Source organism: Pseudomonas sp. MF6776 (assembly GCF_016613125.1).
In the GTDB taxonomy this organism is placed as follows: domain Bacteria; phylum Pseudomonadota; class Gammaproteobacteria; order Pseudomonadales; family Pseudomonadaceae; genus Aquipseudomonas; species Aquipseudomonas iridis.
The window spans coordinates 125,524-146,803 of sequence record NZ_JAENSQ010000008.1 but is presented as its reverse complement, the minus strand read 5'-3'; the positions used below and the strand labels follow the sequence as shown (position 1 = coordinate 146,803).

The window sequence follows — 21,280 nt, the reverse complement described above, 5'->3', positions numbered from 1 at the left end:
GCACCAATATAGTGCGCAAAGCTTAATGGCGTTAGAAGAAACGCAGGAAAGGATTTTTAGGCTCTTTGGGTTTGTCTTTCAGCGGACACTCGGGGCGCACGCCGTAGTCCTCAGTAACGCAGGGTTTGACCTGGCGTTTTTGCGCGAGCGAGATGCGCAACATGTGGAAGGGCTGGTTGGCGGTGCGCTCGACGGTGCGGCCCTGCGCATCAAGAATTTCTATCGAGAGGCTATGGCTGCCACGGTCGATATTGCTCAGCGGAAAAACCGGGCTGACGCCGGGCTCGCCGGTGGCTTTGCCGTCCAGCAGCAAGCGATACAGATGGCCCTTTTGCAAGCCGGGCTCGCTGGTGATGCTGACGATCAGCTCACCGGCACTGCTGCGAATGGTCGCGTCGGGCTCGGGCACCAGAACGCGCAGCATGTCGTAATGGAACGGGGGTTGTTCCGGCGATTTTTTCGCGGTGGTCATCGGCGCAGCAGCCGTGGGGGTAGCCGGCATGCGATTACTGGTGGTCAGCGGCACCCGCTTGGCGTTGCCCCGTGGCTGATCGGTGTAGACACGATTGCCCTGCGCATCGATATAAGTGAACACCTCGGCCGAGGCGTGCAGCGCTGTCATGGCCAGCGCGGCGATCAGCCATGCGCGGATCATGGCTTGTGCACCCTTTGCACGGTGAAGAGTACTGGCGGGCTCTGCTGGACGATCGTTTCGCCGTCGATCACCTGCACGGCCAGACGATGTTCGCCGCGATCGACATTCACCAGTTGCAGGATTGGCACGTTGCTCGGCTGCCCGTAAGGCTCGTCGTCCAAAACCAGTCTTAATTGATGCGGCGGTTGCAGGCGCGGCTTGATCAGCACATTGACAGTGAAGGTGCCGTTGTTGGCGCGCAGGGCTTCTTCAGTGGGCAGGCCGGCCAGTTCCAGCACCTCATAAGCGTTGCGCTCAGGCTGGCGATTGTCTGTCTCGACCGCTGGGGGCGTGCTCGGCGTTTGCGATTCGACACGGTTGAGCGGCGGCAACTCCACCGGCTGCGCGTCGACGCCGTCCGGCGAATGATCGCTGTACACCGTTTGGCCGTTGGCGTCGGTGTATTTGTAGATCTGCGCGACGGCGGGCAGGGCAATAACCAGCAGGAGGAATAGAAGACCACGACCCATGGGCTCGACCGATCAACAATGAGATTGGTTTGCAGCATAGGCCAGGGACGACGGTAAGCCTAACTGAGACAACATTCGCTCACACAAACCATCCTGGTTTTGACTGATTGCTCAACTACTGAAGTTGAGCATGCGTTTCTGCTTTCCGACGGGCGCTACGGGGCTGGGGCAGCCTTCAGGGCCGGGGTAGGTTTGTTTTCCGGTCTCGTCGTACTGGATCGTGCAACCGACCGGCCCCTTGTCGTAAAACGCCCGGCTTTTGACCACGCCGTTGCGGTAATAGCAAAGCTGTTCACCGGCCAGATCACCGCCGTATTCGTAGCTTTTGACTTGTTGTTGGTTGACGGTCATCCAGCTGAAGCCCACCGAGTTTTTCTGGCATTCGATCTGGCCGTTTTCGTAATACGTGCGCACGGTGATCTGGTCGTTTTCACCGATGATCTTTTCGCGGGTCTTATTGCCGGTTTTGTAGTCGTAACTGACTTCGGCCTGGCTGCTGCCAAACAAAAAATCCGTTTCGTTGGTCAGTTTGCCGTGGGTGAACGTACGAAATTTTCCACAGCGATCAATGGTCGGGCCGTTCTTGTCGAAGCGGCACCAATTGGATTCCTCATAGATCACTTCATTTTCGTCGTAGCGTTTCATCAGGCCGATAAAGCGCCCCGTTTCAAAGCGTCCAACTGTTGCAGGTGTGCCGTCGTGCAGAAGGGTCAGATAGGGACCTTCGCGCTCTCCGTTATGCCAGGAAATATCGTTCATCAGCACTTGGCCGTCGTCGCTGTAACCCAGTGACCGGCCTTCGAGTTTGCCGTTTTCGTAGGACTGCGAGTAGAGCCGTTTACCGCTTGGGCTGTAGCCCTCGCGAGTGCCATTCAGTACGCCAGCCGTGTAATGCTCGATCAACGTCAGGACACCGCTGGCATCGGTGTCGCGTAACTCGCCATCCTTTTTGCCGGCAACGAAGTTCACTGTCTGGCTGTGGCCTTTATCAGCCTTGAGCGTCCACAGACCGCTTTGCACGCCATTGTGGTAAAAACCGGAGCCGGCTTCGGTCACCCAAGGGCCTTCGCGTTGATCGTTGATAAAATTGCCACGCACGGTAATGGTGCCCGTGAGTTCTTCACTCGGGCCATCGAGTACGCCACGCCTGTATGTCTGGAACCCGGTCGTCGTGTTATCGGGATCGCCATCGTCGAGGATCGTCCAGCGCCCCTCGCGTTCACCGTCGACATACTGGCCGGTCAAGGTCTTCGAATATTCGGTTTCGACCCATTCACCCTGTCGCTTGCCCGCCACATAGTCACCGCTGGCCGAGTATTTAGACTCTTTGGTGAAAGACCAGGCACCCACGCGCACACCTTTTTCGTATGAGCCTTGGCCGCTGATTTCGCCGAAATTGAAGGAAACCGAATCGCCATCCTCGCTACCGCTGAAAGTAGCGGGCGCGGTTTCCCAGGCCATGCGGCTGATCTGGTAGTTGTAGAGCATGCGATTGCCGTCGTTAAGAGACGTATTGATGCCGCGCCAAAACGTGACGGTGAGAAAACGCCCGTTTTTTTCCTGATAGGTTTTTTTGAAATAGTACTGACCAGTACCGGGCATGTTGATGTCGAGTGGTTTGGTCTGTTCATCGAAATAACCGACCAGCGCTCCTGCGGTGAGATCGAGTTGGTCAAACTCGGGAATGCCCGATTGCTCGTAGTAGAAGCGATAGTTGATCGGCGTTAGCTGCGCCATTGCTTTCTTGATTGTGAGGGCGTCGAGCCGCTTTTTGCCTTCGGCAATTCGGTCGAGGGCTTTTTGCAGTCCTTTGACGCGTGTGTAGAGCTGGCTGCTGGCGTCGTATTTGTAGGCGTAGATCCGGTATTTCGTTTGCTGCTTGAAAAGCACCAGGCGGATGGGATCTTCGCTGTCGAGTTGCGTCAGGAACACCGATTCGATGGAGGCCTGGCCGAAGTCATCCAACCGTTGTGGGCTAGCCTCAGGCTTGTCGCATACGCAGTAATAGCCTTTGACACCGCCGGCTTCTTTGATAAATGCCAGAGTGGCCGAGCTCTCCTGCAAACCCTGAATCAGCGGATGAGCCAGCGTTTTGTTTTCATAAAACTCGGCCGCGTTAACAGTCTGGCTGGCGAGGCCGGCCATCAGGGTCAGAGCCCATAACCACTTCATACGAATCCCTTCGTCAAGGCGCCAGTCGCGGCGCAGAAACGGCGGATTATCCATGGATGAGCGCGCACAAAAAAGGCCTCCCGAAGGAGGCCTCTTTTTGTCACGCCGCGTAGCGCAGCGCTACCGGATCAGCAGCTGTAGTACAGCTCATATTCCAGTGGGTGTACGAAGGTGCGGACCTTGATTTCTTCTTCGGATTTCAGCGCGATGTAAGCGTCGATGAAGTCGTCGGAGAACACGCCGCCCTTGGTCAGGAACGCACGGCCCTTGTCCAGCTCTTCCAGGGCTTCTTTCAGGCTGCCGCAAACTTGTGGGATCTCTTTGGCCTCTTCAGGCGGCAGGTCGTACAGGTTTTTGTCAGCGGCATCGCCTGGGTGGATCTTGTTCTGGATACCGTCCAGGCCGGCCATCAGCAGTGCTGCGAAAGCCAGGTACGGGTTGGCAGCCGGGTCCGGGAAACGTGCTTCGATACGGCGGCCTTTAGGGCTGTTGACGTAAGGAATACGGATCGAGGCGGAACGGTTGCGAGCCGAGTAGGCCAGCATTACCGGCGCTTCGAAGCCTGGCACCAGACGCTTGTAGGAGTTGGTGGCCGGGTTGGTGAAGCCGTTCAGTGCCTTACCGTGCTTGATGATGCCGCCGATGAAGTACAGAGCGGTTTCGGACAGGCCGGCATAGCCTTCGCCAGCGAAGGTGTTCTTGCCATCTTTGGAGATGGACATGTGTACGTGCATACCCGAACCGTTGTCGCCGTACAGCGGCTTCGGCATGAAGGTAGCGGTGCGGCCGTAAGCGTCGGCAACGTTGTGTACAACGTATTTCAGAGTCTGAACTTCGTCAGCTTTCTTCACCAGGGTGTTGAACTTGACACCGATTTCGTTCTGACCGGCAGTCGCCACTTCGTGGTGGTGAACTTCAACGGTCTGGCCCATTTCTTCCAGTGCGTTGCACATGGCAGTACGGATTTCGTGGTCGTGGTCGAACGGAGGAACCGGGAAGTAGCCACCCTTGATGCCTGGACGGTGACCCTTGTTGCCGCCTTCGATGTCCTGGTCGGACATCCAGGAACCTTGTTCGGAGTAGATCTTGAACATCGAGCCGGAGATGTCCGACTTGAATTTCACTTCGTCGAAGATGAAGAATTCTGGCTCTGGGCCGGCGAAGACGGTGTCACCGATACCGGTGGTCTTCAGGTATTCCTCGGCGCGGTGAGCAATGGCGCGCGGGTCGCGATCGTAGCCTTGCATGGTCGACGGTTCGATGATGTCGCACACCAGGATCAGGGTGGCGTCTTCGGTGAACGGGTCGAGAACGGCAGTTTCGTCGTCCGGCAGCAGGATCATGTCGGAGGCTTCGATGCCTTTCCAGCCAGCGATGGAGGAACCGTCGAACATCTTGCCGACTTCGAAGAAGTCGTCTTCCAGCGCATCGCGAGCCGGCATGGTCACGTGGTGCTGAGTGCCTTTGGTGTCCGTGAAGCGCAGATCAATCCACTTGACGTCATGATCTTTGATGAGTTGAACCGACTTCGACATAGTGTCCTCCGGGTGAATTAGGGCGGGTAGTGGATGCCCTTAATAGTGGTGATGCCGGCGCGAATACTCTGCCAAGGCAACCTGCCTCACAAGGGAGCAAATTGCATGCCAGTGCCCCAGCATGGGTTTTATGCCCCATATTCACGCTTATTAAGGTGCAAAACGCCTTAATGCAGAAATTATCGCCCTCTAATGTAGCGTCTTGATCTGAAAATGACCTGTTTTGGTGCATGCAAAACCTTCTGCACATTAACTGGTTAAACCTTGAGCAATTTCCGCTATAATCCGCGCCCCCCTTTTTCGGCTGGCCCTGCGCGCGCTGTTTTCATGAAACTAATCGTAAAAGTCTTCCCCGAGATCACCATCAAGAGTCGACCTGTCCGGACGAAATTCATCCGCCAGTTGGCCAAAAACATCCGCGCCGTGCTCCGCGATCTGGACCCGGCTGTGGTGGTGAACGGTGTGTGGGACAACCTCGAACTGGAAACCCGTGTTACCGACGCCAAAGCCCTTAAAGAGATGGGCGAACGCCTGACGTGCATGCCGGGCATTGCACACTTTTTGCAGATCGACGAGTACCCGCTGGGCGACTTCGACGACATCACCGAGAAGTGCAAACAGCACTACGGCGATGCGCTGGCGGGCAAGGTTTTCTCGGTGCGCTGCAAACGTGCAGGCAAGCACGTGTTCAGCTCGATGGACGTCGAAAAATACGTCGGCAGCAAGCTGCGCCGTGAGTGCGGCGCCGCCGGAATCGACCTGAAAAAGCCGGAAATCGAAGTCCGCATGGAAATTCGCGACAAACGGTTGTTTGTCATCCACAGCCAGCACAACGGCATCGGCGGTTACCCGCTCGGCGCTTTGGAGCAGACGCTGGTATTGATGTCCGGCGGCTTTGACTCCACCGTTGCGGCCTACCAGATCATGCGCCGCGGCCTGATGGCGCACTTCTGCTTCTTCAATCTGGGCGGTCGTGCCCACGAATTGGGCGTGATGGAAGTCGCGCACTTCATCTGGAAGAAGTACGGCAGCTCGCAACGCGTGCTATTTGTCAGTGTGCCGTTCGAAGAAGTGTTGAGCGAAATTCTCGGCAAAGTCGATAACAGTCATATGGGCGTCGTATTGAAGCGTATGATGTTGCGCGCGTCCTCTGTCATCGCCGACCGCCTGAGCATCGATGCGCTGGTCACCGGCGAAGCGATCTCTCAGGTATCGAGCCAGACGCTGCCGAACCTGTCGGTGATCGACTGCGTGACCGACAAGCTGGTGCTGCGCCCGCTGATCGTCGCGCACAAACAGGACATCATCGACACGGCCAACGAAATCGGCACTGCCGATTTTGCCCGGCACATGCCGGAGTACTGCGGGGTCATCTCGGTCAATCCGAAGACCGCCGCCAAGCGTGGCCGCGTTGAACACGAAGAGAAAGAATTCGACATGGCGGTGCTCGAGCGTGCGCTCGCCAACGCCAAACTGGTCGCCATTGATCGAGTCATCGATGAATTGGGCCAGGACTTGCAGATTGAAGAAGTCGGCGAAGCGCTGGCCGGTCAGATCGTCATCGACATCCGTCACCCGGATGCCGCTGAAGACGAACCGCTGGAGCTTGCCGGCATAGAGGTACAGACGATGCCGTTCTATGCAGTGAACGCACGTTTCAAGGAACTGGACCCTACTCGCCAGTACCTGCTGTATTGCGACAAAGGCGTGATGAGTCGCCTGCATGCCCACCATTTGCTCAGTGAGGGGTATGCCAATGTGCGCGTTTATCGACCGAGCTAAGTGCCCGGGGCTGTTTGCCTGTGGCCTGCGTCACCGGCCCCCCGACACCGCCGTCAAGCTGTAACGGCCATGCCGGACACTACTGCTAATCGCTGCCAAGACTTGTCAGCAAACCGAATCCTCTGATCGAGATACACAAGTGATCGAAAATCTACGCAACATCGCCATTATTGCCCACGTTGACCATGGTAAAACCACCCTGGTAGACAAACTCCTGCGTCAATCCGGCACTCTGGAGCGCAACGAGCTCAACGACGAGCGCGTGATGGACTCCAACGACCAGGAAAAAGAGCGCGGTATTACCATTCTGGCGAAAAACACCGCCATCAACTGGAACGGCTACCACATCAACATCGTGGACACCCCGGGCCACGCCGACTTCGGCGGCGAAGTTGAACGTGTAATGTCGATGGTTGACTCCGTTCTGCTGCTGGTTGACGCTCAAGACGGCCCTATGCCGCAAACCCGTTTCGTGACCAAGAAGGCTTTCGAAGCCGGCCTGCGTCCGATCGTGGTCATCAACAAGGTTGACCGTCCAGGCGCGCGTCCGGACTGGGTTCTGGACCAGATCTTTGACCTGTTCGACAACCTCGGTGCTACCGAAGAACAACTGGACTTCCAGGTTGTTTACGCCTCGGCCCTGAACGGCATTGCCGGTCTGGATCACACCGACATGGCTGAAGACATGACCCCGCTGTACCAAGCGGTAGTCGACCACGTTCCAGCGCCAAAAGTTGACCGTGAAGGTCCGTTCCAGATGCAAATCTCGGCACTGGACTACAACAGCTTCCTGGGTGTTATCGGCGTTGGCCGTATCGCTCGTGGTAGCGTCAAGCCGAACACTCCGGTTGTTGCTATCGGTGCCGACGGCAAGAAGCGTAACGGTCGTATCCTGAAGCTGATGGGTCACCACGGTCTGCACCGTATCGACGTTGAAGAAGCTTTCGCAGGCGATATCGTTTGCGTCAGCGGCATGGACTCGCTGTTCATCTCCGACACCCTGTGCCACCCGGACACTGTCGAGGCGATGAAGCCTCTGACCGTCGACGAGCCAACCGTTTCGATGACCTTCCAGGTAAACGACTCGCCATTCTGCGGTAAAGAAGGCAAGTTCGTGACGTCCCGTAACATCAAGGACCGTCTGGACAAAGAGCTGCTGTACAACGTTGCTCTGCGCGTTGAAGAAGGCGACACCGCTGACAAGTTCAAGGTTTCCGGCCGTGGTGAGCTGCACCTCTCGGTACTGATCGAAACCATGCGTCGCGAAGGCTTCGAACTGGCCCTGGGCCGTCCGGAAGTGATCATTCGTGAAGTAGACGGCGTCAAGCAAGAGCCGTTCGAAAACGTGACCATCGACATCCCTGAAGAAGCTCAGGGCAAAGTGATGGAAGAGATGGGCCTGCGTAAGGGCGACCTGAGCAACATGGTGCCGGATGGCAAAGGCCGTGTGCGTCTGGAATACAACATCCCTGCTCGTGGTCTGATTGGTTTCCGTAACCAGTTCCTGACCCTGACCAACGGTGCTGGCATCCTGACCTCGATTTTCGATCGCTACGACACCGTCAAGTCGGGCCACATGTCCGGCCGTCAGAACGGCGTTCTGGTTTCGGTTGAAACCGGCAAGGCTCTGACCTACTCCCTGGAAACCCTGCAGGCGCGTGGCAAGCTGTTCGTTGAACACGGTCAAGAGATCTACACCGGTCAAATCGTCGGCCAGAACAGCCGCGACAACGACCTGGGTATCAACCCAACCAAAGGCAAGAAGCTCGACAACATGCGTGCTTCGGGTAAAGACGAAACCATCGCTCTGGTTCCACCAGTGAAGTTCACTCTGGAACAGGCTCTGGAATACATCCAGGAAGACGAGCTGTGCGAAGTTACTCCTAAGTCCATCCGTCTTCGCAAGAAGATCCTGGACGAAAGCGAGCGTACCCGCGCTGCCAAGAAAGCCAAGATCTAAGTATTTAGTTCAGGCTGAATGAAAACGCCCCCGGTCGCGAGACCGGGGGCGTTTTTGTTTGTCTGGAGTGTAAAAAGCAAAAAAGATCGCAGCCTGCGGCAGCTCCTACATTGGAACGCATTTCCATGTAGGAGCTGCCGCAGGCTGCGATCTTTTGGATTTTTAGAACTTCTCGATCGCCCGAAAATTCTGCTCGCGCACCACTTCCTTCGGCTTGTACGCGCAATACCCCGGCCGTGGGCCAATCTTCGGGTGGTTGCGGCAAGTGTCCGGGCGTTTGTCATAAATGGTGCACAGGCGGCTCTTACGATCCAGGTAGTAGCAATCGTTGTTGCTCATGCGCTGGAGGGTGAAGATGCCCGACTTCTGGTTGAAGCGTTCAACCAGGCCTTCCTTTTGCAAACGCTTGGCGATGTTCTTCGGCGGATCGCCCAGTTCGAACTCGTCGACCACGCCGATGCGCACCAGATCCTTGATCTTGACCTCGACCGGCAGCGTGCAGCAGCTGGAGATACAAGAGCCACACATCGGGGCCGTATATTTGGCCCACGTATCGAGACGATCGATCTCGGCGGCGGCAATCAGGTTGGGCTTCATCATCGGGAGTTACCAGGCGTGTGCATCAGGGCGCGCGATCATACCGGGACTGGTGGATTTTTGAACAACCTTTCGCCAGATTTTTTCTGCATGCAGGCATTTTGCCGAACAATTCGGCACGGCCCCTGCATTCATTAGCTCATCCGCCAGGGTAATGCCGGGCCATCTCACTGTCTCAGGAAATACTGCCGAACCAGAGCCTCCGCCGTCGGTCAGACCGTCTAGGCTCAGACAATTCCCCGCTCGCCCGAGGTCGTATCAATGACTCAAGAACCACTAGTTCGCGAAGCAGAGGTGGCCGCATTCCGCGACGCCGTTTTGACCAAACTCACCTACGCGGTGGGCAAAGACCCTGATCACGCCTTCGACCATGACTGGTTCGAAGCCATTGCGTTGGCCGCGCGTGATCACATGGTCGAGCACTGGATGGACCACACCCGGCAGATCTACCGCAAAGGTCAGAAGCGGGTGTATTACCTCTCGCTGGAATTCCTCATCGGCCGCTTGCTCTACGACAGCCTGAGCAACCTTGGCCTGCTCAATGTGGCGCGTGAAGCCCTGACCGAGCTCGGCGTCGATCTTGAGCGCATCCGCCTGCTGGAGCCCGACGCGGCGCTCGGCAACGGCGGCCTCGGCAGACTGGCGGCGTGCTTCATGGAAAGCATGTCGACCCTCGGCATTGCTGGCCACGGTTACGGTATTCGTTACGAACACGGTTTGTTCCGTCAGGCCATTGTCGATGGCTGGCAGCAGGAACAGACCGAGCATTGGCTGGATTTCGGCAACCCGTGGGAGTTCGAGCGTCCGGAAGTCGCCTACCCCATCGGCTTCGGTGGCAGTGTGGAAACCGTCACCGATGCCAGCGGCCAATCCAGGCAAGTCTGGTCACCCGCCGAGACCGTCCGCGCAATTGCCTACGACACACCGGTAGTCGGTTGGCGCGGGGCGAGCGTCAATACCTTGCGCCTGTGGCGTGCGCGGGCGATGGAAGATCTGCACCTGGAGCGTTTCAACGCTGGTGACCACCTGGGCGCTGTCGCTGAAGTGGCCCGTGCCGAAAGTATTTCCCGCGTGCTCTATCCGGCGGACAGCACGGAGGCCGGGCAGGAACTGCGCCTGCGTCAGGAATACTTCTTTGTCGCCGCCTCGTTGCAGGATTTGCTGCGTCGCCATCGCAACACGCACACCTCGGTGCTGACCCTGGGCGATCACGCCGCCATCCAGCTCAACGACACGCACCCCTCGATTGCCGTCGCCGAACTGATGCGCCAATTGGTCGACGTCTACGACGTGGCCTGGGATGCGGCTTGGCAGGTGACAGTCGATACGCTCTCGTACACCAACCACACATTGCTGCCCGAAGCGCTGGAAACCTGGCCGGTCGGCTTGATGGAACGCATGCTGCCACGGCATATGCAGATCATTTACCTGATCAACGCGCAGCACATCGATTCGCTGCGCGCCAAGGGCATTCATGACTTCGACGTACTGCGCGCGGTGTCGCTGATTGAAGAGGACAACGGTCGTCGGGTGCGCATGGGCAACCTCGCGTTTCTCGGTTCGCATAGCGTCAACGGCGTGTCCGGGTTGCACACGCAACTGATGCGCAAAACCGTATTCTCCGAGCTGCACAAGCTTTACCCGGAGCGGATCAACAACAAAACCAACGGCATCACCTTCCGCCGCTGGCTGTACCAGGCCAACTCCGAGCTGACGTCGATGCTGGTTGATGCCCTCGGCCCGGACCTGCTCGACAACCCTGAAGAACGCCTGCTGGATCTGGAGCCATTCGCCGAGAAACCCGCGTTCCGCAAAGCCTTCGCCGAACAACGCCTGCACAGCAAAAAAGCCTTGGCCTATCTGATTCATGAACGGCTGGGGATCGCGGTCAATCCGGCGGCGTTGTTCGACGTGCAGGTCAAACGGATCCACGAATACAAACGCCAGTTGCTTAATCTGCTTCACACCGTGGCGTTGTATCAGGCGATTCGCGCTGAGCCGGAAGTCAACTGGGTGCCGCGCGTGAAGATCTTCGCCGGTAAGGCGGCGGCGAGTTATCACCAGGCCAAGTTGATCATCAAGCTGACTAACGATATCGCCCGGGTGGTGAACAACGATCCGACCGTGCGTGGACTGTTGAAAGTGGTGTTTCTGCCCAACTACAACGTCAGCCTAGCGGAGAGCATTATTCCGGCGGCGGACCTTTCGGAGCAGATTTCCACCGCCGGTTTCGAGGCGTCGGGCACCAGTAACATGAAGTTCGGCCTCAACGGTGCGCTGACCATCGGCACCCTTGATGGCGCCAACGTGGAGATGTGCGAGCGTATTGGCGCCGAGCACATGTTCATCTTCGGCCTCAGCGCCCAGCAGGTTGAAGCGCGCAAACAGAACCACGAGTTCAGCGCTGCGCCGGACATCGCGGAATCCCATCGCCTCAACGACGTGTTGCAAGCGATCCGCAGCGGCGTGTTCTCGCCGGATGACACTTCGCGCTATACCGGGCTGATCGATTCGCTGGTGGATTACGACCGCTTCCTGGTCTGCGCCGACTTCGACTCCTACTGGGAGGCGCAGAAGCGTGTCGAAGCGCATTGGCATGACGCTGATAACTGGTGGCGTTCGGCGGTGTTGAATACATCGCGGATGGGCTGGTTCTCGTCCGACCGGACGATCCGCGAGTACGCCACGGATATCTGGAAGGCGCTGGAGTAACTTTCCGCAACAAAATGTAGGCAAGGCCCAACGGTTGTTGGGCCGGATCGATATACTGAGCGCCGGTCAGTGCTGGTTCAGGCACAACACAGCCACTGTGGGAGCGAGCCTGCTCGCGAAAGCGTTGTCACATTCAACAGAAATGTTGACTGACAAACCGCTTTCGCGAGCAGGCTCGCTCCCACAAGGTTTGTGCCTAGACTGATGCAATTGCCGGACTCGCCCCCTGTGGGCCGCTTAGGGATATCGACCATGCAATGGATGTTCATGTTGATCGGGCTGGTGCTCGGCTGGCTGCTCGACGAATCGCTCAGTGATGCGCTGTTGGGTGCGCTGCTGGGTCTGGCGATTGGTCAGACGATCCGCATCGCGCGCCTGGGCACGCAGATGACCGAGCAACAGCACCAACTTGAACAGGTCAGGGAGGCTTTGCAAGGCGTTGCGCAGCGTCTGTTTCTGCTGGAAGGCTCGCCTTCTCATGCGGTGACACCGCCAGGCGTTGAACCGGTCAGTGAGTCTGTCGACATCGTCGAAGACGCCCCGGCACCGGAACTGGTTTGGGAACTGCCGCCTGAACTTGAGCCAATATCCGCCGTCGCCAGCGAAGCCGGTCAACCATTGCCGGACGATGTCTGGCGTCTGGACGCCGTCACTACCGAACCCAAACAACCCGCCGAACCCCGTGGCCCGAACCTTTTCGAGCGCGGCATCAGCGCTGCACGCAATTGGTTGTTCGGTGGCAACACCGTGCTGCGTGTCGGCGTGGTGCTGTTGTTTTTCGGTCTGGCGTTTCTGCTGCGTTACGCCACCGAAGGCATGGTGGTGCCGATCGAATTGCGTTACGCCGGGGTCGCGGCCGCGGCATTGGGTCTGCTGGCGCTGGGCTGGTGGCTGCGCCAGCGTAACAACGGCTACGCATTGATGCTGCAAGGCACCGGGATCGCGGTGCTGTACCTGACGGTGTTTGCGGCGATGCGATTGCATCCGCTGCTTGATCCTTCCGCCGCGCTGGGTTTGCTGGTGGCGGTCACGGTGTTCTCGGCGATCCTCGCCATCACGCAAGATGCGTTGGGCCTGGCTGCCGCGGCTGCGCTGGGTGGTTTCGCCGCACCAATCCTGACCTCGACCGGCGCCGGCAACCATGTCGCGCTGTTCAGTTATTTCGCGCTGCTGAATGCCGGCATTCTCGCCATCGCCTGGTTCAAGGCCTGGCGCCTGCTCAACCTGATCGGTTTCGTCGGCACCTTCGGCATTGGCTTCGCCTGGGGCCTGCGCTCCTACGCGCCGGAACTGCTGTGGAGCACCGAGCCATTTTTGATTCTGTTCTTCCTGATGTACCTCGTCATCGGCCTGCTGTTTGCCCGGCGTAAATTGCTCGATATGCCTGACGCTCCTGCGGACGGTGATCGCGAGGCGCTGCTGCACTGGTCGGCGCGCAAGGGCGATTACGTTGACGGAACGATGCTGTTCGGCCCGCCAATCGTGGGCTTCGGGTTGCAGTTTGCGCTGGTCCAGCATCTTGAGTTCGCCGCCGCATTCAGTGCCCTGGCGCTGGGCATGATTTACATGGGCCTGGCCAAGGTGTTGATGGGCGGGCGCGCGGTACTGCTGGGCGAAACCTGTCTGGCACTTGGGGTGATTTTCGCCAGTCTGGCGATTCCGCTGGGCCTTGATGCACGCTGGACGTCGGCGGCATGGGCGGTGGAGGGCGCAGGGATTTTCTGGCTGGGCTTGCGTCAGCATCGACCGTTCGCCCGGGCCTTTGCGTTGTTGCTGCAGTTCGGTTCTGCGCTGGCGTTTCTCAGCCAACTGAATATCGGCGAAAGGAGCCTGCTCGATGGTGCTCCACTGGGCGCGCTGATGCTCGGCGCGGCGCTGTTGTTCAGCTTCTATCAACTGCGCAAAGCCACGCCGGAGCAGGCTTCGCCCTGGGAACGCCAAGGGTTGCCGGTATTGGCGTGCCTGGGCCTGACGTTCCTTTATCTGCTGGCGCCGTTGTTTTTCTTCATTCAGGGCACGGCGATCAGTTGGGCGTTGGCCGGTCTGGCGACCTTATTTGTAGGCCTGCGGCTGCAATCGCGCACGTTCCTGTTCACCGCGTTCGGAGTGCAATTGCTCGGCGGTGCGTTGTTCCTGCTGCGGCTGCAGGGCGCTGGCGAAGATTCGGCGGCGGTATTGAGTGCCGGTTGGAGCGGTCTGCTCAGCGCATCCTTGATTGGCCTGGCGCTGATCGCCGGCATGCTTTTGGCCGCTCGCGACGAAATGGTGCGCGGCGACGTACGCCTGTTGCGCGGTTTGTCGGTGGTGCTGCTGGCCGGCCTGGCGCTGATCAATCTGGCGGTGTTGTTTGTCCTGCCGTGGCAAACGGCGAGTGCGGTGTGGGCCGCCAGCGGTTTGCTGATTATCTGGCTGAGCCTGTACCTCCAACAGCGTGTGAGTTTTGTCTTCGGACTGCTGTTACAGGTGATCGGTGGCGCGGCGTTCTTGCTCGCAGGCCCCGAGTTGCTCGGGCCGTTGTCTGCCGAAGGTCTGAAGCCGTTGGCCCATGGCGGGTTCTGGACGCCGCTGGTGCTGGGGCTGGCGGCGATGATCGGTGCCTGGCGCCTGCAACGGGGCAATCACGCTTCAGCATTTGATGCGCTGAGTTTGCAGCGTCTGTCCCAAGTCTTGCTGGTATGGGGTACTGGTTGGTGGGCGTTGGCGTGGGTCAGTGAGGTGCTGCGTTTTGCACCGGTGACACTGCAAGGTACGTTGCTGCTGTTGGTGGCGGCGTTGAGTGTTCTGTTGTGGACGCTGCTGTCGCTGCGCTTGAAGTGGCCGGCGCTGGGCTTGCTTTGCACGCTGCTGATCCCCGCGTCAGGCTTGGTGTTGCTGGCGGCTTGGCACTCGCGTTATCACCCGGCGGCAGACTTCGGCTGGCTGACGTGGACATTGGTGTTCGCTGTGCACTTCTTCAGCTTGCGCCGTTTGGCGTCAATGTTGCCGGCACGGGCCTTGAGTGCCGCCCATGTGCTCGGTTGCTGGCTGCTGATCGGCGTGCTCGCGCTGGAGTTGCGCTACGGCTTGCTCCTGTTGTCCGAGCAATACAACGCCTGGCGCTGGTTGGGTTGGGCGCTTCTGCCGAGTCTGTATCTGTTGCTGGCGGCAGCACCGCGCAACTGGCCTTGGCCGGTGGCGGCGTTCGCACGCGAATATCGTCTGTATGCCGCCGCGCCTTTGGCAGTGTTGATGCTTGCGTGGTTCTGGCTGGCCAACGGGGTCAGCGATGGCAACGCTGAGCCGTTGCCGTACGTGCCGCTGCTCAATCCGCTGGAGCTGGGTTTGCTGTTCGCCTTGTTCGGCGTTTACGTCTGGTCACGCAGCGCAGTTTCGCAGCTGTCGATCCGTCAGGACTACGCCGATTACGCCACGCAACTGGTCGCCGGGGTTTCACTGTTCGCTTTCTGCACCGCGTTGGTGACCCGCGCCGCGCACCACTGGGCCGGCATTCCATTCGAACTCGATCAACTGCTCGCCTCTATGCTGGTGCAGGCCGGGTTGTCCATCGTCTGGACGCTGATGGCGCTGGGACTGATGATCGGCGGACACTTGCGTCATCGTCGCGAAGTCTGGCTGATCGGTGCGGCGCTGATTGCGCTGGTGGTGGCCAAACTGATTTTTGTCGAACTGAGCAACCGTGGCGGCCTCGCCCGGATCGTCTCGTTTATCGGCGTTGGCGTATTGCTGTTGGTGGTGGGCTACTTCGCGCCGCTGCCACCCAAACGCGTCGAAGCTGACCCGGCGGCGCAAAAGCCAGCCCCGGAAACCGAAGGAGTTGCATCTTGAGTCGCATGCTGAATCTGGGGTGGTTGGCGTTGGGCGTGGTGATGGTTGCCGGCGCTCAGGAAAAACCGGCGGACTTCGCCACGCAGGTGCCGCTGTCGGTGACGGGCGATGGGCTGTGGTATCGCCTGGAATTGCCGCTGAGCGCGCAATTGCAGGCGCGCCAGACCGATCTCAGTGACTTGCGTGTGTTCAACGCTGCCGGCGAACCACAGGCCTACGCCTTGGCCCGCGGATCGGCGCAAACCCGCGACGACGGCCAGTTGCACGAGGTGAAGTGGTTCCCGCTGTACAACGCCGCCGACGCCACGGAACGCGCCCCCAACGTGCGGGTGCAATCCACCACCAACGGCACGCTGGTTGAGGTGCAGCCATCCAGTCAGTTGGAGGCGGGTGAAGAAGTGCTGCGCGGCTGGTTGCTTGATGCCAGTGCGATCAAGGCACCGTTGCAGCAGTTGATCCTCGACTGGACCAGCGAGCGCGATGGCTTCCAGCGTTTCAGCATCGAGGCCAGCGACGACTTGCAGCGTTGGCAGCCGTGGGGCGAGGGGCAGGTGGCGCGGCTGACCTTTTCCGATGAGCGGATCGAGCAGCATGAGGTGACTCTGCCGGGGCAATCGGCGCGTTATCTGCGACTGCTCTGGGAGTCGCCGAATTCGGCACCGATCCTGACCTCGGCCCAGCTGAAAAGCAGCGACCCGCGTAACGTGCCGCTACCGTTGGTCTGGTCGCAAGCGTTGGCGGGCAGTAGCAGCAAACCCGGCGAATACACCTGGCAATTGCCAATGGGGCTGAATGTCGAGCGGGTCCAGGTCGAGCTGAAGCAATCGAACAGTCTGGCGCCGGTAACCTTGGCGGGCCGACGCGAGAGCAGCCTGCCGTGGCAGACGTTGAGCAGCGGTCTGCTCTATCGCCTGACGCAGAATACTCAGGACGTGGTGCAGAACGAATTGCAGCTGTACGGGCAAACCGTGCAGCAGTTGAAGCTGACTGTGGATGAGCGCGGCGGCGGTTTGGGTGAACAGGTGCCGAGCCTGAAATACGCAGTACGGGCGACGCAGGTGATCTTCCTTGCACGTGGGGAGGGCCCGTACAGTCTGGCGTTGGGGAATCCGAATGTGAAAACGGCGAATCTGCCGTTGACGACACTGATACCGGATTTTAAACCGGAGAAACTGGCGACGTTGGGCAAGGCGACGGTTCAGGGGGATGTGGTGGCTACTCAGACGTCGACCGCGACCACAGCAGCCGCGGCTGGGACCAATTGGAAGAAGATCGGGCTGTGGGCGGTGTTGTTGCTGAGTGTCGTGTTTCTTGGGGCGATGGCGTTCAGTCTGTTGCGCAAGCCGCCGACCAATTCCTGAGAATGGCTGGCGCCGCGCGCCATTCGCGAGCAGGCTCGCTCCCACAGTTGATCTTCGGTGGTACGAAATTTGTGTCCACTCTAGATCCCCTGTGGGAGCGAGCCTGCTCGCGAAAGCTTGCGATAAGTCGACAAAAATGCTCAACCGGCCGCCATACGAGCACCACCACCCATCCCATTTCCAACTACGCTAAACCCGCTACCTGAACTCTCTGTACCCATTCACGTCTGATACAGGCAATTGCGCCCCGACGCACGTTACCGGGCGTCTTCGCTCGCTACGTTTTCAGACTCCCTGTAAACTGCGCGGGTTTTTAGCCCCCCATTCCACCGGAGCCGTCCATGTCCCGCGTTACCCTGAGTCGCTATTTGATTGAGCAGACCCGTAGCAACAACACTCCTGCCGATCTGCGTTTCCTGATCGAAGTGGTGGCGCGCGCCTGTAAAGAAATCAGCCACGCCGTGTCCAAAGGCGCCCTGGGTGGTGTTCTGGGCAGCATGGGCACTGAAAACGTGCAAGGCGAAGTGCAGAAGAAACTCGACGTGATCTCCAACGAGATCCTGCTCGAAGCCAACGAATGGGGCGGTCACCTGGCCGGCATGGCGTCCGAGGAAATGGACAATGCCTACCAGATCCCGGGCAAATACCCGAAAGGCGCGTACCTGTTGGTATTCGACCCGTTGGACGGTTCGTCGAACATCGACATCAACGCGCCGGTCGGCACGATCTTCTCGGTGCTGCGTTGCCCGAACGAATACCTGACCCAGAACGAGCCGCTGAACGAAAAGGCTTTCCTGCAGCCAGGCACTCAGCAGGTTGCTGCCGGTTACGCGATCTATGGCCCGCAGACCATGCTCGTGCTGACCTTGGGCCACGGCGTCAAGGGCTTCACCTTGGACCGCGAAATGGGCAGCTTCGTGCTGACCCACGAAGACATCACCATTCCTGAATCGACCCAGGAATTCGCCATCAACATGTCCAACCAGCGTCACTGGGAAGCTCCGGTACAACGTTATGTTGGCGAGTTGCTGGCCGGCGAAGAAGGTCCGCTGAAAAAGAACTACAACATGCGTTGGGTCGCGGCGATGGTTGCCGACGTGCACCGCATCCTGACCCGTGGCGGTCTGTTCATGTACCCACGCGACAGCCGCGAGCCATCCAAGCCTGGCAAACTGCGTCTGATGTACGAAGCCAACCCGATGTCGTTCCTCGTGGAACAGGCGGGCGGCGCGTCCACCGACGGTCACCAGCGCATCCTCGACATTCAGCCGGACGGGCTGCACCAGCGTGTAGCGGTGTTCCTGGGCTCGAAAGAAGAAGTCGCGCGCGCTACGGCTTACCACAAGGAATAAACCATGAACGCGCCCTGGCAGCCGTTGCTCGATTGGTGGTTCGGAAATGCCGAATCACCGAATGAGATATCGGCTGACAAGGGCAAGTTGTGGTTCGGTAAGCGTGACAGTCAAGACCTCGAAGCGCAGACGCGTTTCGGGGGCTTTGTCGATCAGGCCCTGGCTGGCGAATTGACCGAGTGGACGCAACGTCCCGAAGGTTGGCTGGCGGTGGTGCTGCTGCTCGATCAACTGCCGCGAATGATCTTTCGCGACTCTCCCAAAGCGTTCTCCGGTGATTTGCGTGCGCAGAAGCTCGTCGCGCAAGGCATTGCTGCGGATTTTGATCGGCAGTTAAAGCCCATTCAGCGAGTGTTCATTTATCTGGTGTTCGAACACTGCGAAAACCTCGCGGTGCAGAATGAAGCGGTTTCCCGATTCATGGAGCTTGTGGCTGAACAGCCGGAAGCGGAGCGGGCAGTGTTTGCCGACAATCTTGATTATGCCGAGCGGCATCAGAAGGTGATTGCGCGGTTTGGAAGGTTTCCGCATCGCAATGCGGTGTTGGGGCGGGAGTCTACGGCTGAGGAGTTGGCGTTTCTTTCCGAACCCGGGTCCAGATTCTAAATCTTCAGTGCGGCTGATGCCGCTTTCGCGGGCAGGCCCGCTCCCACAGTGTTTTGGGGTGGAGCACACATTGTGTGAACACCGAAGATCCCTGTGGGAGCGGGCTTGCCCGCGAAAGGGTCAGTTGCAGTAATTTAGATCCTGAAGCTACCCACCAACTGCTTCAACCGCGCCGCCTGCTGCTCCAGATCCGAGCAAGCCCGCAACGTCGCCTGCAAGTTCTCCACACCTTCCTGATTCAGCGTGTTGATCTCGTTGATATCAACGTTGATCGACTCAACCACAGCAGTCTGCTCTTCAGTCGCGGTGGCTACCGACTGGTTCATCCCGTCGATCTCGCCGATGCGTTGGGTCACGCTGCCCAGGCGTTCGCCGGCCTGGTTGGCGATGCCGACGCTGCTTTCGCTCTCGCGCTGGCTCTCGGTCATTATGCTGACCGCCTGACGTGCGCCGACTTGCAGCTCTTCGATCATCTTCTGCACTTGCTGCGCGGAATCCTGCGTGCGGTGCGCGAGGTTGCGCACTTCGTCAGCGACCACGGCGAAACCACGACCGGCTTCACCGGCACGCGCCGCTTCGATCGCGGCGTTCAGTGCCAGCAGGTTGGTTTGCTGGGAGATGCTGGTGATCACTTCCAGAATCTGGCCGATGTTGACGGTGTTGCTGTTCAGGGTTTCGATGTTGCCGCACGAATCGCTGATCTTCGCCGAGAGCTGCTGCATCGCGTGGATGGTTCTATCCACAACCTGCTGACCGTCGACCGCCAGGCTGCGCGCTTCGCTGGAATGCTGCGAGGCGAGGGCGGCGTTCTGGGCGATTTCCTGGGCGGCGGCGCCGAGTTGGTTGATCGCTGCGGCCACACTGTTGGTGCGAGTCGCCTGTTGATCGGAGTTGTACATCGACGAGTTCGAGGCTGCGACCACGCGCAGGGCGACTTCGTTTACCTGGCCGGTTGCCGAGGACACTTCGCGGATCGAGGTGTGGATACGCTCCACGAAACGGTTGAACGATGTGCCCAGCGCGCCGAATTCGTCGTTGCCGTGGATGACCAGACGTTTGGTCAGGTCGCCTTCACCTTCGGCGATGTCGTGCATGGCGCGGCCCATGGTCAGCAGCGGTTGCATCAGCACGCGGATCAGCATGCTGAGCAGGAAGATGATGATCACCACGGCAATGACCATGGCGATCAGCGCCGAGGTGCGGAATTCGCTGAGCATCGAGAATGCGGTGTCTTTGTCCAGAACCAGCGCCACGTACCAGTCGGCCGACGGTACGCCGTTGACGCGGGTGAAGGAGATCAGCTGGGTCTTGCCGTTGAATTCGACTTCTTTCAGACCCGGGCTGACTTTCGGTGCGCCGTTGGGGTAAGCCTCGGCCAGGGTCTTGAGCACCAGTTTGCTGTCCGGATGAATCAGGATTTTGCCATCGGCACTGACGATGAACGCGTGGCCGTGGCCGCCGAAGTTCAGCGAGTTGATGATCGCGCTGACGCTGGTCAGGTCGATATCGGCACCGGCCACGCCGAGCATCTGGCCCTGGCGCTGCACCGGGGTGGCAACGGTGATCACCAGTTTGCCCGACGAGGCGGCAATGTACGGTTCGGTGACGATGGTCTGCTGCGCGCTGTTGGCCGCTTTGTACCAGCCGCGGGCGCGCGGATCGTAATCCGGCGCGCGGTTGCCGGCGGGCACTGAGAACATCACGCCGTCAGTACCGCCGAAGTAGCTGAGCTGGAAATTGCCGGTGTAGGCGGGCAGGTCGATGATGCGTTTCAGGCTGGCGGGGGCGTTGCCGTCAACCGCGACCTGCTGGGACAGCGATTGCAGCAGTTGAATGCGGCTTTCCAGCCAGGTCTGGATGTTGCTGGTGGTCAGGCTGCCGAGTTCCTGCATGGTCGACTCGGTGCTGCTGCTCAGCGCTTCGCGTTGTCGATAGTCGTTGAAGAAAATGAAACAGGCGAACGCAACGGCCACCACGAGGGCGGCAGCCAACAAGATTTTGTGGCTGAATTTCATGTTTCTGGTCATCGAATGAACTACCGCGAAGGGGCTGGTCAAGAAAGGGCGGCAATTTGCCACACTATCGGGCTTTGCGCTGCCATTTATTTCGACCGCCATGCGCCAAAGATTAGGCGGCTTTGCTTAAATGCGACGAAATGCTCAATAGCCCTGGAAAGTGACTGATTTAAAGGTAAAAGTCAGACGGGCGGGCTAA

The 21,280-nt window shown here is 59.0% G+C and carries 13 protein-coding genes and 1 pseudogene; 7 read left to right on the top strand and 7 right to left on the bottom strand.

Going from position 1 to position 21,280, the window contains the following annotated elements:
• Positions 1-31 precede the first annotated feature (31 nt).
• The 4 genes from JJD74_RS11900 to glnA form a co-directional block, all read right to left on the bottom strand.
• Positions 32-655 (bottom strand): DUF4124 domain-containing protein, encoded by a 624-nt coding sequence (locus JJD74_RS11900; protein WP_200613982.1) that lies wholly within the window; start codon positions 653-655, stop codon positions 32-34.
• Positions 652-1,164 (bottom strand): DUF4124 domain-containing protein, encoded by a 513-nt coding sequence (locus JJD74_RS11895; RefSeq protein ID WP_200613979.1) that lies wholly within the window; start codon positions 1,162-1,164, stop codon positions 652-654. Before JJD74_RS11895 ends, JJD74_RS11900 begins: the two co-directional genes overlap by 4 nt.
• A 111-nt stretch (positions 1,165-1,275) precedes the next feature.
• A complete protein-coding gene (locus tag JJD74_RS11890; protein ID WP_200613976.1) occupies positions 1,276-3,336 on the bottom strand; it encodes a toxin-antitoxin system YwqK family antitoxin in 2,061 nt (686 codons plus the stop codon).
• Positions 3,337-3,464: 128 nt separating this feature from the next.
• Positions 3,465-4,871: a glutamate--ammonia ligase gene (gene glnA, locus JJD74_RS11885; RefSeq protein WP_042557212.1), complete on the bottom strand. Its 1,407-nt coding sequence runs from the start codon at positions 4,869-4,871 to the stop codon at positions 3,465-3,467.
• A 327-nt stretch (positions 4,872-5,198) separates the two neighbouring features.
• On the opposite strand from glnA, the gene thiI reads away from it, so the two are divergent.
• Both thiI and typA read left to right on the top strand, forming a co-directional pair.
• Positions 5,199-6,653 carry a tRNA uracil 4-sulfurtransferase ThiI gene (thiI, locus tag JJD74_RS11880; protein ID WP_200613974.1) on the top strand — a complete coding sequence of 485 codons (1,455 nt, stop codon included), beginning with the start codon at positions 5,199-5,201 and terminating at the stop codon, positions 6,651-6,653.
• A gap of 139 nt (positions 6,654-6,792) precedes the next feature.
• Positions 6,793-8,613, top strand: coding sequence for a translational GTPase TypA (gene typA / locus JJD74_RS11875; protein WP_042557214.1), 1,821 nt, complete (start codon positions 6,793-6,795; stop codon positions 8,611-8,613).
• A 162-nt stretch (positions 8,614-8,775) separates the two neighbouring features.
• On the opposite strand, the gene JJD74_RS11870 is transcribed toward typA, so the two are convergent.
• Complete coding sequence (locus tag JJD74_RS11870) at positions 8,776-9,213, bottom strand: YkgJ family cysteine cluster protein (RefSeq protein ID WP_042557215.1); 438 nt, start codon at positions 9,211-9,213, stop codon at positions 8,776-8,778.
• 258 nt (positions 9,214-9,471) lie between these two features.
• Here JJD74_RS11870 and JJD74_RS11865 point away from each other — a divergent pair, with 258 nt between their 5' ends.
• From JJD74_RS11865 to JJD74_RS11845, 5 genes are all read left to right on the top strand, one after another.
• Positions 9,472-11,922, top strand: coding sequence for a glycogen/starch/alpha-glucan phosphorylase (locus JJD74_RS11865; protein WP_200613971.1), 2,451 nt, complete (start codon positions 9,472-9,474; stop codon positions 11,920-11,922).
• 252 nt (positions 11,923-12,174) lie between these two features.
• Positions 12,175-15,747, top strand: a complete 3,573-nt coding sequence (locus JJD74_RS11860) for a DUF2339 domain-containing protein (protein WP_200613969.1) — start codon at positions 12,175-12,177, stop codon at positions 15,745-15,747.
• Positions 15,744-17,108: a DUF3999 domain-containing protein gene (locus JJD74_RS11855; protein WP_200613967.1), complete on the top strand. Its 1,365-nt coding sequence runs from the start codon at positions 15,744-15,746 to the stop codon at positions 17,106-17,108. Before JJD74_RS11860 ends, JJD74_RS11855 begins: the two co-directional genes overlap by 4 nt.
• A gap of 341 nt (positions 17,109-17,449) precedes the next feature.
• Positions 17,450-18,460, top strand: coding sequence for a class 1 fructose-bisphosphatase (locus tag JJD74_RS11850; RefSeq protein WP_042557219.1), 1,011 nt, complete (start codon positions 17,450-17,452; stop codon positions 18,458-18,460).
• 3 nt (positions 18,461-18,463) lie between these two features.
• Complete coding sequence (locus JJD74_RS11845) at positions 18,464-19,066, top strand: DUF924 family protein (protein ID WP_200613964.1); 603 nt, start codon at positions 18,464-18,466, stop codon at positions 19,064-19,066.
• Between the two features lie 134 nt (positions 19,067-19,200).
• Here the strand turns inward: JJD74_RS11845 and JJD74_RS31440 are convergent, their stop codons facing one another.
• Both JJD74_RS31440 and JJD74_RS31435 read right to left on the bottom strand, forming a co-directional pair.
• Positions 19,201-19,965, bottom strand: coding sequence for a methyl-accepting chemotaxis protein (locus tag JJD74_RS31440; protein WP_390896384.1), 765 nt, complete (start codon positions 19,963-19,965; stop codon positions 19,201-19,203).
• A 93-nt stretch (positions 19,966-20,058) separates the two neighbouring features.
• Positions 20,059-21,081 (bottom strand): annotated as a pseudogene (locus JJD74_RS31435) (cache domain-containing sensor histidine kinase); the annotation flags it as partial.
• Positions 21,082-21,280 lie beyond the last annotated feature (199 nt).